Genomic DNA, 13,936 nt, shown 5'->3' with positions numbered 1-13,936 from the left:
GGCGGCGGCGAAGAGCGGCTCGTCGTCGCGGTGAATGACCACGACGATGTCGCCGCATCCTGGGTGGGTCAGGAAGGTGTCGAGCGTGCGGGCGATCACCGGCCGGCCGCCGATCGGGCGGTACTGCTTGGGGCTGTCCGCCGGCGAGCCCGCGCGTTCGCCACGCCCGGCGGCGACCATCACCAGGCCGAATTTTTGTGCATCGCTCATTGAACCCGACATCCCGCATCCCTTGCTCAGCAAGTGTTTAGAACTTGCATCGCCTGGAAAAAAGCTCTTTTGCATTTTTCTCGACATTCGAAAGAATTCGGCTTGGCAACATCGCTGCATTTGGCTAAAAAACGGGCAACCAAGAAAGTTGCACTATACGCATGCAAAACCTGAACACCATTTTGAGCCAGCCGCTTCAGATCGGGCCTGTCACGGCGCGCAACCGCGTGTTCCTGGCGCCGCTGTCGGGCATTTCCGACCTGCCGTTCCGTCAACTGGCGTGGACATGCGGCGCGGGCCTGGTGTTCACCGAGATGGTGGCGAGCCGGGAGCTGGTCACCGAACGGCGCGAATCGCAGGTGCGCCTGCGCGGCGACGGCATCGATCCGCACGTGGTGCAGCTCGCCGGCCGCGAAGCCTGGTGGATGGGCGAGGCGGCGCGGATCGCCGAGGCCGAGGGCGCCTCGATGATCGATATCAACATGGGCTGCCCGGCCAAGAAGGTGACCGGCGGCTATTCCGGCTCGGCGCTGATGCGCGACCCCGACCATGCCCTCGACCTGATCGAGGCCACGGTCAAGGCGGTGTCGGTGCCGGTGACGCTGAAGATGCGGCTCGGCTGGGACGACGACAGCCACAACGCGGCGCTGATCGCCGCGCGCGCCGAGGCCGCGGGCGTGCAGATGATCACCGTGCACGGCCGCACCCGCATGCAGTTCTACGAGGGCGTGGCCAACTGGGACGCCATCGCCCGGGTCCGCGACGCCATCACCGTGCCGCTGATCGCCAATGGCGACATCGTTTCGCGCGACGCGATCGCCGAGTGCCTGCGGCGCTCGGGCGCCGACGCCGTCATGGTCGGCCGCGCCTCCCGCGGCCAACCCTGGATCTGCGGCGAGCTCGCAGGTGCTGACGGCGTCCCCGCGCCGGGCGCCGAACGCGCCGCGATCGCGCTCGACCATTACCGGATGATGATCGCGCATTACGGCGAGGATGTCGGCGTGCGCCACGCCCGCAAGCATATCGGCTGGTATCTCGAGACGCTGGCGCCCGCGACGCCCGTGGCGCTGAAATCGGCGATGATGACCGCGCGCAAGGCGCAGGAAACGCTCGAAATGTTCGCCGAAGCGCTCGGCGCTGCAGCCGACCGGTTGCCCGCCTTGTCGATGGAGAACGCCGCGTGAGCGAGAAACCCGACGACCCGATCGCCGCCGCCGATGCCGAAACCGCCGGCATGGTGCTCAACGCCATCCAGCATCCGGTGATCATGGTGAATGGCGACGGCGTCGTCTGCTTCGCCAACTGGGAGGCGGAATCCTTCTTCGCCGCGAGCGCCGCCCATCTCGGCCGGCACAAGCTCGACACCTTCATTCCGTTCGGCAGCCCGCTCCTGCAACTGATCGAGCAGGTGCGCGACCGCCGCGCCGCCGTCAACGAATACCGGGTGGACCTCAGCTCGCCGCGGCTCGGCAACGACAAGCTGGTCGATCTTTACGTGGCGCCGGTGGCGGGCCTGCCCGACAATGTCGTGGTGGTGTTCCAGGAACGCTCGATGGCCGACAAGATCGACCGCCAGCTCACCCACCGCGCCGCGGCCCGCTCTGTCACCGGCCTCGCCTCCATGCTGGCGCACGAGATCAAGAACCCGCTGTCGGGAATCAGGGGCGCCGCGCAGCTTCTCGAAATGTCGGTGGGCGACGAGGACCGGGCGCTGACCCGGCTCATCCGCGACGAGACCGACCGCATCGTCTCGCTGGTCGACCGGATGGAGATCTTCTCCGACGAGCGGCCGGTGGACCGGGTGCCGGTCAACATCCATTCGGTGCTCGATCACGTCAAGGCGGTGGCCAAGGCGGGGTTCGCGCGCCGCATCAAGTTCGTCGAACTCTACGACCCGTCGCTGCCTTCGGTCTACGCCAATCGCGACCAGTTGGTGCAGGTGTTCCTGAACCTCGTCAAGAACGCGGCCGAGGCGATCGGCGACGATCCCAATGGCGAGATCGTGCTGACCACCGCCTACCGGCCCGGCATAAGGCTCTCGGTCGCCGGCACCCGCGAAAAGGTGTCGCTGCCGCTCGAATTCTGCGTCCAGGACAACGGGCCCGGCGTGCCTGCCGACCTGATCCAGCATCTGTTCGACCCGTTCATCACCACCAAGATCAACGGGTCGGGGCTGGGGCTGGCGCTGGTCGCCAAGATCGTCGGCGGCCATGGCGGCATCGTCGAGTGTGACAGCCAGAGCCGCAAGACCACCTTCCGCATTCTGATGCCGGTCTCGCCCGACGGCCGGCCTATCAAGCCGCTGCCGTCTTCCAAGGGCAAGGCCTCCGGCCAAAAGGACTGATCGAATGGGCAAAGCCACGATACTTGTCGCCGATGACGACGCCGCCATCCGCACGGTCTTGAACCAGGCGCTCACCCGCGCCGGCTACGAGGTCCGCATCACCTCGAACGCGGCCACGCTGTGGCGCTGGATCTCGGCCGGGGACGGCGACCTGGTGGTCACCGACGTGGTGATGCCCGACGAGAACGCCTTCGACCTGCTGCCCAGGATCCGCCGCGCCCGCCCGGACCTGCCGGTGCTGGTGATGAGCGCGCAGAACACCTTCATGACCGCCATCAAGGCATCCGAATGCGGCGCCTATGACTATCTGCCGAAGCCCTTCGACCTGACCGAGCTGATCGGCACCATCGGCCGGGCGCTGTCCGAGCCGCGCAAGCTCCAGGTGCAGCCGGAAGAGGCCAGCGAAGGCATGCCGCTCGTGGGCCGCTCGACGGCGATGCAGGAGATCTACCGGGTGCTGGCCCGGCTGATGCAGACGGACCTGACGCTGATGATCTCCGGCGAATCGGGCACCGGCAAGGAGCTGGTGGCGCGCGCGCTGCACGACTACGGCAAGCGCCGCAACGGGCCCTTCGTCGCCATCAACATGGCCGCGATCCCGCGCGACCTGATCGAATCCGAGCTGTTCGGCCACGAGAAGGGCGCCTTCACCGGGGCGCAGAACCGGTCGACCGGCCGGTTCGAGCAGGCCGAGGGCGGAACGCTGTTCCTCGACGAGATCGGCGACATGCCGATGGATGCGCAGACCCGGCTGCTCAGGGTGCTGCAGCAGGGCGAATACACCACCGTGGGCGGTCGCACGCCGATCAAGACCGACGTGCGCATCGTCGCCGCCACCAACAAGGACCTCAAGATCCTGATCAACCAGGGCCTGTTCCGCGAGGACCTGTTCTACCGGCTCAACGTGGTGCCGCTGAGGCTGCCCTCGCTCAGGGACCGGGCCGAGGACGTGCCGGACCTGGTGCGCCATTTCGTGCGGCAGGCGGTGGGCGAGGGGCTCGACGCCAAGCGATTCGACGGCGAGGCGCTCGACCTGCTCAAGGCCTATGCCTGGCCGGGCAATGTGCGCGAACTCGAAAACGTGGTGCGCCGGGTGATGGCGCTCTATCCGCAGGACGTGATCACCCGCGAGATCATCGACAACGAACTCAGGATCGAATCGCCCGAACCCGCCTCGCCGCAGGGATCGTCCTCGGTGGGGCCGACGACGATCGCCCAGTCGGTGGAAGAGAACATGCGGCGCTACTTCGCCGGGTTCGGCGACGACCTGCCGCCGTCGGGCCTCTACCAGCGGGTGCTCGAGGAGGTGGAATATCCGCTGATTCTCGCCGCGCTGACGGCGACGCGCGGCAACCAGATCAAGGCCGCCGATCTCCTGGGCCTCAACCGCAACACGCTGCGCAAGAAGATCCGCGAACTCGGGGTCACCGTCTACCGCTCCCCCCGGCTTGCCTGACACCCGCGCCCAGGCCTGGCCTGATGCGCCGGCCTGAGACAGCCCAAGCCCGGCGTCACGCTTGACAGGCTCGCCCGGGACGTTGCATTTTCGCCACATTGTGTTGCTTGTTCGCAACGATGCAATGCAGGCGAAACCGGAGCGGCTAGGAACAGATGGCAATCGACACGGCTGCGGGACCGGCCACGACCGAGCAGGCTTTCACGGAAACGGCGATCGCCGGCCAGGAAGCCGTGCAGCGGCGCAATCTGTTCACGCTTCCGGGCATCGCGCTGGTCGGCTCGGCCTTCCTGAGCGCGCTCGTCTCGTTTTCGATCCTGCTCGGCCTCACGCCGATCGAGCCCGTCGACCAGGTGGTGCTGGGCGCGGTGGTGGTCAACCTGATCTTCGTCATCGGGCTCGTCACGCTGGTGCTAGTGGAGATCTGGACGCTGCTCAAGGCGCGGCGGCGGGGGAAGGCGGCGGCGCGGCTCCACATCCGCATCGTCGCGCTGTTCTCGATCGTGGCGATCCTGCCGGCGATCCTGGTGGCGATCGTCGCCTCGATCACGCTCGATGTCGGGCTGGATCGCTGGTTCTCGCTCCGGACCAAGTCGATCGTCAATTCCTCGCTCTCGGTGGCTCAGGCCTATGTGCTTGAAAACGCCAGGTTTCTGCAGGGCCAGACGGTGTCGATGGCCAATGATCTCGACAATGCCCGCTCGCTCTACACGCTCGATCGCGTCGGTTTCGAGCAGTTCATGACGCGGCAGGCGATCGGCCGCGGGCTTCTTGGCGCGTTCCTGGTCCGCCAGGACGGCAGCGTGATCCTGCAGGCCGACATCGAGACCGAGCGTCCGCTTCCGGCGGTGCCGCAACAGGCGCTCAAGGATGCGATCAAGGGGCAGCCGGCGCTGATCCCGCCGGGGGTGACCAATCTGGTCGGCGCGCTGATCCCGCTCCAGCAGATTTCGGGCACGCTTCTCTACACGGTCCGGGTGGTGGACCCCGAAGTCATGCGCTCGATGCGGCTGATGGAGGAAGCCACCAAGGAATACCAGACTCTCGAGCAGGGCCGGACTTCGCTGCAACTGGCCTTCGGCATTCTCTATATCGGCTTCGCGCTGATCGTGCTGCTGTCGGCGATCTGGACGGCGATCGCGGTCGCCGACCGCCTGGTGCGCCCGATCCGGGTGCTGATCGGCGCGTCGGACGACGTGGCGAGCGGCAATCTCGACATTTCGGTGCCGGTGCACGCCTCGGACGGCGACGTCGGCTCGCTGGCGCAGACCTTCAACAACATGATCGTGCAGATCCGCACCCAGCGCGACCAGATTCTGTCCGCCAAGGACCAGATCGACGACCGCCGCCGATTCACCGAAGCGGTGCTGTCGGGCGTGTCCGCCGGCGTCGTCGGCGTCGATCATCACGGGGTGGTAACCATCGCCAACCGTTCGGCGCTGGAAATCCTGGGCTGCAGCGACGCCGAGATGATCGATCACCCGTTCTCGGCAACGGCGCCGGAGTTCGAGACCGTGATGGCCGAGGCGGCGATGCGGCCGAGATCCGACGCGCGCGCGCAGATCACCCTGCATCGCGGCGGCAAGGAACGCACGCTCAACGTCAAGGTGACGCGCGAGGAAACCCACGACCAGCAGGCCTCCTTCGTCGTCACCCTCGACGACATCACCGACCTGGTGATCGCGCAACGCTCGACCGCCTGGGCCGACGTGGCGCGCCGCATCGCCCACGAGATCAAGAACCCGCTGACGCCGATCCAGCTTTCGGCCGAACGCATCCGCCGCCGCTACGGCAAGCAGATTCCCGATGACGACCGGGCGGTGTTCGACCAGTGCACCGACACGATCGTCCGCCAGGTCGAGGACATCGGCCGGATGGTCGACGAGTTCTCCTCGTTCGCGCGCATGCCCAAGCCGTCAAAGGCCCAGGCCGACCTGCGCGACATCCTCAAGGACGCGGTGTTCCTGCGCGAGGTCAGCCGCAACGATATCGAATTCAAGCGGGAACTGCCCGAGGAGCCGCTCGAGGGCGAGTTCGACCCGCGGATGCTGGGGCAGGCCTTCGGCAATCTGATCAAGAACGCCACCGAGGCGATCGACGCGGTTTCGCCCGATGACGAGCGCACGGGCAAGACCATCATCGTGCGGGCCGAACGCTCGCCCGACGGCAGCGAATACATCGTCGACATCATCGACAACGGCCGCGGCCTGCCGGGCGAAAACAGGCACCGGCTGCTCGAACCCTACACGACGATGCGCGACAAGGGCACGGGCCTCGGCCTCGCAATCGTCAAGAAGATCATAGATGACCATGGCGGCACGATCCAGTTGCGCGATGCGCCGGCCGAGGTCGATGAGGGCAGGGGCGCGATGATCACAGTCCGCCTCCCGGTGAAGGCGAGCGCGCACACCGGCGAAGAAGACAGAGCAAAGGAACCGGCAGATGGCGTCTGACATTCTGGTCGTTGATGATGAGGCCGATATCCGAGAGATCGTATCGGGCATTCTTGATGATGAAGGCCACGAAACGCGCATGGCCGCCGACAGCGATTCGGCGCTTGCCGCGATTTCGGACCGGGTACCGCGGCTGATCTTCCTCGACATCTGGCTGCAGGGCAGCCGCCTCGACGGTCTGGCGCTGCTCGACGAGATCAAGGCCCGCTATCCCGAGCTTCCCGTGGTGATGATCTCGGGGCACGGCAATATCGAGACCGCGGTGTCGGCGATCAAGCGCGGCGCCTATGATTTCATCGAAAAGCCGTTCAAGGCCGACCGGCTGCTGCTGGTCGCCTCGCGGGCGATCGAGACCTCCAAGCTCAAGCGCGAGGTGACCGAGCTCAAGAAGCGCTCCGGAGATCCGGTGGAGCTGATCGGCACCTCGGTGGCTGTGTCACAGCTCAAGCAGTCGATCGACAAGATCGCGCCGACCAACAGCCGGGTGATGATTCTCGGCCCCTCCGGCACCGGCAAGGAACTGGTGGCGCGGCTCATCCACCGCAAGTCCTCGCGCGCCGGCGGCCCCTTTGTCGTGCTCAACGCCGCGGCGATCACGCCCGAACGCATGGAAGTGGCGCTGTTCGGCACCGAGACGGCGGCGAGCCACGAGCGCAAGGTCGGCGCGCTCGAGGAAGCCCATGGCGGCATTCTCTATCTCGACGAAGTGGCCGACATGCCGCGCGGCACCCAGAACAAGATCCTGAGGGTGCTGGTCGACCAGCAGTTCGAACGCGTCGGCGGCACCAAGCGGGTCAAGGTCGACGTGCGCATCATCTCCTCGACCGCGCGCAATCTGGAGGAGCTGATCGCCGCGGGCGAATTCCGCGAGGACCTCTACCACCGGCTGGCGGTGGTGCCGATCAAGGTGCCGTCGCTCTCGGAGCGGCGCGAGGACATTCCGTTCCTGGTCGACACTTTCATGCGCCAGGTTTCCGAGCAGGCCGGAATCAGGAACCGCCGCATCGGCGAGGACGCGCTGGCCGTGATCCAGGCCCACACCTGGCCGGGCAACATCAGGCAGTTGCGCAACTATATGGAACGGCTGATGATTCTGGCCCGGTCCGACGGTCCGGACACGGTGATCAGCGCCGACATGCTGCCCGACGATGTCTCCGACATGCTGCCCAAGACCTCGGCCGCGGGGCCCAACCACATCATGACGCTGCCGCTCAGGGAGGCGCGCGAACTGTTCGAGCGCGATTACCTGATCGCCCAGATCAACCGGTTCGGCGGCAATATTTCCCGAACCGCCGAATTTGTCGGGATGGAGCGGTCGGCCCTGCATCGCAAATTGAAATCGCTTGGCGTATAAGCAGCGCAAAGCGGCGGCAGTCGCGACATCTCGGGACCGCCTGACAGAGCAGGCAAGGGGACGGCAATGAAAGTTATCATCTGCGGAGCGGGTCGTGTCGGCTACGGCATCGCCGAACGGCTGGCGGCCGAGGACAACGACGTGTCGGTGATCGATACCTCGCCGACGCTTGTCCAGGCCATCCGCGACACACTCGATGTGCGCAGCTATGTCGGCCACGGCGCCCATCCCGACGTTCTGGCCATGGCGGGCGCCGATCAGGCCGACATGATCATCGCGGTGACGCTGCACGACGAGATCAACATGGTCGCCTGCCAGGTGGCCCATTCGCTGTTCAACGTGCCCACCAAGATCGCCCGCATTCGCGCCCAGTCCTACCTCAAGTCGCACTGGGCGGACCTGTTCTCGCGCGACCACATGCCCATCGACGTGATCATTTCGCCCGAGGTCGAGGTTGGCCAGATGGTGCTGCGCCGCATCGCGCTGCCCGGCGCCACCGACGCGGTGCGCTTCGCCGAGGACAAGGTGGCGATGGTGGCGATCGAGTGCCTGGAGGACTGCCCGGTGGTCAACACGCCGCTGGTGCAGTTGAGTGAATTGTTTCCCGACCTGCTCGCCACCGTCGTCGGCGTCTGGCGCAACGAGAAGCTGTTCGTGCCGCATTCCTCCGACCAGCTCGAAACCGGCGACCTGGCCTATGTGGTCTGCGACCGCGACCATGTCCGCCGCACGCTCGGCCTGTTCGGCCACGAGGAGCAGGAGGCCGGCCGCATCGTCATCGCCGGCGGCGGCAATATCGGCTATTACGTCGCCGCCGCGATCGAGGAGCGGCAGCCCAAGACCCGCGTCAAGATCATCGAGATGGACCGGACCCGGGCGGTGACGATCGCCGATTCGCTGTCGCGCACGGTGGTGCTCAACGGCTCCTCGCTCGACCAGGACATCCTGGTGGAGGCCGACATCCAGAACGCCGACCTGATGGTGGCGCTGACCAATGACGACCAGGTCAACATCCTCTCCTCGGTGATGGCCAAACGGCTGGGCTGCAAGGCCAACCTGGCGCTGATCAACAATCCCTCCTACCAGACGCTGACCAAGACGATGGGCATCGACGCCCACATCAACCCGCGCGCGGTCACCATTTCGCGCATTCTCCAGCATGTCAGGCGGGGGCGCATCCGTGCGGTCTATTCGGTGCAGAAGGGGGCGGCGGAAGTGATCGAGGCGGAGGCGCTCGACACCTCGCCGCTGGTCGGCAAGCCGCTGAGGAGCCTGGAACTGCCCGACGGCGTGCGGATCGGCGCCATCTACCGCGACAAGCAGGTGCTTCGTCCGGACGGATCCCTCAAGATCAAGGCCAAGGACCGGGTGGTGATGTTCGCCGCGCTCGAATCCGTCCGCCACGTCGAACAGATGTTCCGCGTCAGCCTCGAGTTCTTCTGAGCCGATGCTCGGCGTCCTGCACGTCCTGGCAGTCTCGGTTGCAGGTCTTTTTGCGATGCTGGTGCCGGCGATCCTGTTCGCCATCACCGACGGCATGCGCGATCTGGCGCTGTCGATGCTGCTGGTCGGCTCGCTCGGCGTGTTCGCCGCGCTGATGGTGCTCGGCGCCATTTCCGGGTTCGAACGCCGGCTCGGGCGGGCGTCGGGCTATCTCGGGCTGGTCGCGGTCTGGGTGCTGTTGCCGGTCTTTGCCGCGGTCTCCTTCAAGACGCTCGCGGGGCTCACCTGGATGGATGCCTGGTTCGAGGCGGTGGCGGCGCTGACCACCTCCGGATCGACTCTGCTCGCGCGCGAGACCACCCCGCAGGCGATCCTGTTCTGGCGCGCCTCGATCGAATGGTACGGCGGGTTCCTGACGCTGGTGTCGATCATCCATGTGCTGGCGCCGGGCGGCTTCGGCGGGCTGCCGGCGGGCGACCGCCGCATCCTCACCGGCTATGCCAGCGACATGACCGTCGATCTCGTCGAATTCCGCGAGGTTCTCGGCCATTATGCGCTTCTGACCTTCGCCGTCTTCGTCGGCCTGATGCTGGCCGGCGTCGACGGGCCGTTCGCCGCGATGCTGGCGATGGTCGCCATCGCCACCGGCGGCTTCGTGCCGTTTGACGGATCGCTCGAGGATCACGCCGGGCCGCTGGCGCAGGTGGTGCTGGCGCTTGGGCTGGCTGTGGGCACGGTCAGTGTGTTCTGGCGCCGGCAATTGCTGCGCGCGCCAAGGCGGTTCCTGACGGTCAACCCCGAGACCGGCCTCATCGGGCTGGCGATTCTGCTGGTGGGGCTGCTCTATGCCGGGCGGATCTTCGCGGTCTCGGGCGGCGCCGACCTCGGCCCGATCCTGGCCGAAAGCCTGCTCACCGCCGCGTCGCTGATCGCCACCAGCGGCATCGAGAGCCGGCCGGGCGTGATCGCGCTCTGGCCCGACATCATCGTGCTGGTGGTCGTCGTCGTGGGCGGCGGGATCTATTCGACCACGGGCGGCTTCAAGGTCTACCGGATCGTGGCGATGGCGGTCCATTCCGCCCGCGAGCTCAACCAGCTTATCTACCCCAGCAGCGTGGCCAATCTCAGGTTCGGCCGTCACGTCATCGACGAACAGAGCATGCGCGCGATCTGGACCTATTTCGCGCTGTCGCTGCTCATCATCGCCGTTTCGGCGATGGCGCTGACCTTCACCGCCACCGGATTTGACGGAGGAATCGCCATGGCGGTGGCGTTTTTCGCCAATGCCGGGCCGGTCTACGAGGCGCTGATGCCGCCGGTCTACACGACGGAGCCGCTCAACCAGGTGTGGCCGCACCTGGCGGCGATGCCGGCATCCGCCAAACTCGCCGCGATCGTGGTGATGACGCTGGGACGCCTTGAAGTCATGGTGGTTTTCGCGGTTCTGAACGTGCGCTACTGGATCAACCGCTAGCCGCCGGTGCCTGCAGGCAGCGTACCGGAGCCGGAAAATCAAGTGTTTACAAAACCCCGTAACAATGATCTTCTGTGGCACGTTCGAACGAGCGTTTTTCTGTCAGCGGCAAGCAATCAATATCTGTCTGTCAGAGGGAGTAGAGGTGTTCGGAACTTGACGTAACGGAAAGCGTGAGGCCGGATGTCTTTTGGATGTCCGGACGCCAGGCTTCCGGACCAGGATCCGGACAGGGTGCGGTACTGACCTGCGATTGAGCAGGCAAGAAAAAGACGGATGATAAAGCGCAATGGCGGAGCGTTCACAAAACCTGCAGGATCTCTTTCTCAACACGGTTCGCAAGCAGAAGATATCCCTGACGATCTTCCTGATCAACGGGGTGAAGCTGACCGGCGTTGTGACGTCATTCGACAATTTCTGCGTCCTTCTGAGACGCGACGGGCATTCGCAGCTTGTCTACAAGCATGCGATTTCGACGATCATGCCGAGCCAGCCCGTGCAGATGTTTGAAAACGAGGACGCCGGCAACGGCGCCTGACGGGATAACGCACATCGAGACCGTAGACAGTACCGGAAATTTCGTGGACGCGGACGGCAAGTCCGGCGTCACCCGTGCAATCGTGCTGATTCCGGCCTTGCGCACGCGCAACGCCGCGCCCGGAACCGCCGCCGATGGCGGCGACGTGGTCAAGCGCCCCGACGCCCACCGCATGGGCGAGGCCATCGGCCTGGCCGGCGCCATCGATCTCAAGGTGGCCGAAGCGCTGATCGTGCCGATCTCTGCGCCGCGCCCGTCGACGCTGTTCGGCAAGGGCAAGATGCTGGAGATCCTGGCGCTGATCGAATCCACCGGGGCGGAGCTGGTCATCGTCGACCATCCGCTCACGCCGGTGCAGCAGCGCAACCTGGAGACCGAGTGGAAGGTCAAGGTGATCGACCGCACCGGGCTCATTCTCGAAATCTTCGGCCGCCGCGCCTCCACCAAGGAAGGCGTGCTGCAGGTCGAGCTCGCGCATCTCAACTACCAGAAGGGCCGGCTGGTCCGGAGCTGGACCCACCTCGAGCGCCAGCGCGGCGGCGGCGGCTTCATGGGCGGCCCCGGCGAAACCCAGATCGAGGCCGACCGGCGGCTGCTGCAGGAGCGAATCATCAAGCTCGAGCGCGAGCTCGAGCAGGTGCGCCGCACCCGCCAGCTGCACCGCGCCAAGCGCAAGAAGGTGCCGCATCCGATCGTGGCGCTGGTCGGCTACACCAATGCCGGCAAGTCGACGCTGTTCAACCGGCTGACCGGCTCGGAAGTGCTGGCCGAGGACATGCTGTTCGCCACGTTGGACCCGACGCTCAGGCGCATGAAGCTGCCGCACGGCGCCACCGTGATCCTGTCGGACACCGTGGGCTTCATCTCCAACCTGCCCACCCATCTGGTCGCCGCCTTCCGGGCGACGCTCGAAGAGGTGATCGAGGCCGATCTGATCCTGCATGTGCGCGACATGTCCGATCCCGACCGCAAGTCCCAGGCCGCCGATGTCGAGGCGATCCTGAAGAGCCTCGGCGTGGGCGAAGGCGACGGCCGCAAGCTGATCGAGGTCTGGAACAAGATCGACCTGCTGGATGCGGAGGCTGCCGAGGATCTCAAGCTCAGGGCTGAGAAATCGGACAACGCCATCGCGCTCTCGTCGGTCACCGGCGAAGGCGTCGACACGCTGCTGTCGGTCATCGAGGCGCGGATTTCGGGCGAACTGGCGACCCGTACCGTCACGCTGACGACGCGGCAACTGCCGATCATGTCCTGGATCTACGACCGGGGCAGGGTGAAGAGCCGGATCGATCACGAGGATGGGTCGGTGGAAATCATCGCCGAATTCACCGCCTCCGACAGTCTCGATCTCGACCGGCAGCTTGGCCTCGGGCCGAAGCCCGACACCGACTACTAGCCTTCGGGCCCGCTGGCGCCGCCCGGTTCCTGCCTCCTGCCTCCTGCCGTGACGCGGGGAGGCGGCCCCGACGATTCCGATTTCGACAGACACGCGCGACCCTTTGCCGGACGCGATGCTTCTCGCCTGAATACAGGTATTTACAATACCTGTATTCAGGCGTAATCAGTCAACAGCGGGCATCGGGGTCCGAGTCCGGCGCGGCGGCAACGGGCGAGGGGGCCCGGTGCCCGCGACAGAGTGCAACAGGAGAGACAGCGATGGCGACGACGGCTGAACGAATGCGGGCCTGGCAGGGGCCGGCGATCCTGAGTTTCGGCTTCCGGCCGTTCTTCCTGCTGGGAGCGGCCTGGGCGGCGCTGGCGATGATCCTGTGGGTGATGATGCTTGCGGGCGCGGCACCGCTGCCCACCGCCTTCGACCCGGTCGCCTGGCATGCGCATGAATTCCTGTTCGGCTATCTGGGGGCAGTGCTCGCCGGGTTCCTGCTGACCGCGGTGCCTAACTGGACCGGCGGCCTGCCGGTCACCGGATGGCCGCTCGCGGGCCTGGTGGCGCTGTGGCTGGTCGGCCGGATCGCGGTGGCGGTCTCGGCTCTGCTTCCGCCTTATGCCGCCTTGGCGCTCGACCTGGCCTTGCCGGTGGCGCTCGCGGGCTTCCTGCTGCGCGAGATCCTCGTCGGGCGGAACTGGCGCAACCTGCCGGTGCTCCTGCTGCTGGCGGTCTGGATGCTCGCCAATGCCGGCTTTCACCTCCAGGCGCTCGGCGACGGGATGCCCGCCTATGGCGCCGAGCTGCGGCTCGGCCTGTCCGCCGCCATCCTGCTGATCACGCTGATCGGCGGACGCATCGTGCCGTCGTTCACCCGCAACTGGCTGGTGCAGCGGAAGGCCAGGCAGTTGCCGGCAGTTCCGGGCCGGGTCGACAAACTGGTGCTGGCGGCGACCGTGCTGGCGCTGGCGGCCTGGGTGGCGGCGCCCGAGCATCCGGCGACCGCAGCGCTGTGCGCCCTGGCCGGGCTCGGCCATCTCTATCGGCTCGCGGGTTGGCAGGGCCGGCGCACCGGCGCCGAGCCGCTGGTCTGGGTGCTGCACGTGGCCTATGCCTTCGTGCCGCTGGGGTTCCTGGCGATCGCCGGAGCGGCGGTCCTGCCCTATCCCGCGGCCGCCGCGCAGCATGTGTGGATGGCCGGCGGCATCGGCCTGATGACGCTCGCGGTGATGAGCCGGGCGAGCCTTGGCCATGCCGGGCGGCCGCTGAAGGCCACG

At 66.3% G+C, this 13,936-nt stretch carries 11 protein-coding genes; 10 read left to right on the top strand and 1 reads right to left on the bottom strand.

The annotated features are described in order from the left end of the window. On the bottom strand, nt 1–210 hold a 210-nt coding region (locus LL06_RS24305), incomplete at its 3' end, for a 2-C-methyl-D-erythritol 4-phosphate cytidylyltransferase (protein ID WP_035533184.1). 161 nt (nt 211–371) lie between these two features. Between LL06_RS24305 and dusB the strand changes: the two genes are divergently transcribed. From dusB to LL06_RS24255, 10 genes are all read left to right on the top strand, one after another. Next, nucleotides 372–1,394: a tRNA dihydrouridine synthase DusB gene (gene dusB / locus LL06_RS24300; protein ID WP_035533182.1), complete on the top strand. Its 1,023-nt coding sequence runs from the start codon at nt 372–374 to the stop codon at nt 1,392–1,394. Then, entirely contained in the window at nt 1,391–2,554 is a 1,164-nt protein-coding gene (locus LL06_RS24295; protein ID WP_244447217.1) for a nitrogen regulation protein NR(II), read from the top strand. Before dusB ends, LL06_RS24295 begins: the two co-directional genes overlap by 4 nt. A 4-nt stretch (nt 2,555–2,558) precedes the next feature. Beyond that, nucleotides 2,559–4,010: a nitrogen regulation protein NR(I) gene (gene ntrC, locus LL06_RS24290; protein WP_035533180.1), complete on the top strand. Its 1,452-nt coding sequence runs from the start codon at nt 2,559–2,561 to the stop codon at nt 4,008–4,010. Between the two features lie 155 nt (nt 4,011–4,165). Then, nucleotides 4,166–6,463, top strand: coding sequence for a PAS domain-containing sensor histidine kinase (locus LL06_RS24285; RefSeq protein WP_052161889.1), 2,298 nt, complete (start codon nt 4,166–4,168; stop codon nt 6,461–6,463). Next, complete coding sequence (locus tag LL06_RS24280) at nt 6,453–7,817, top strand: sigma-54 dependent transcriptional regulator (protein WP_035533178.1); 1,365 nt, start codon at nt 6,453–6,455, stop codon at nt 7,815–7,817. The genes LL06_RS24285 and LL06_RS24280 overlap by 11 nt, the downstream gene beginning before the upstream one ends. A 66-nt stretch (nt 7,818–7,883) precedes the next feature. Further along, a complete protein-coding gene (trkA, locus tag LL06_RS24275; protein WP_035533176.1) occupies nt 7,884–9,260 on the top strand; it encodes a Trk system potassium transporter TrkA in 1,377 nt (458 codons plus the stop codon). 4 nt (nt 9,261–9,264) lie between these two features. After that, a complete protein-coding gene (locus tag LL06_RS24270) occupies nt 9,265–10,734 on the top strand; it encodes a potassium transporter TrkG (RefSeq protein ID WP_035533174.1) in 1,470 nt (489 codons plus the stop codon). A gap of 289 nt (nt 10,735–11,023) precedes the next feature. Then, the gene (gene hfq, locus LL06_RS24265) at nt 11,024–11,272 is read left to right on the top strand and encodes an RNA chaperone Hfq (protein ID WP_035533173.1); all 249 of its coding nucleotides are present in this window, start codon (nt 11,024–11,026) and stop codon (nt 11,270–11,272) included. 43 nt (nt 11,273–11,315) lie between these two features. Beyond that, on the top strand, nt 11,316–12,668 hold the full coding sequence (gene hflX / locus LL06_RS24260; RefSeq protein ID WP_035533171.1) for a GTPase HflX: 1,353 nt from the start codon (nt 11,316–11,318) through the stop codon (nt 12,666–12,668). A gap of 260 nt (nt 12,669–12,928) precedes the next feature. Continuing rightward, nucleotides 12,929–13,936 (top strand): NnrS family protein (locus LL06_RS24255; protein ID WP_035533186.1); only part of this gene is annotated, 1,008 nt, incomplete at its 3' end.

This window comes from Hoeflea sp. BAL378, assembly GCF_000759435.1.
Taxonomy (GTDB): Bacteria; Pseudomonadota; Alphaproteobacteria; order Rhizobiales; family Rhizobiaceae; genus Hoeflea.
Note: the sequence above shows the minus strand (reverse complement) of the source record. Positions and strands in the feature narration are given on the sequence as shown.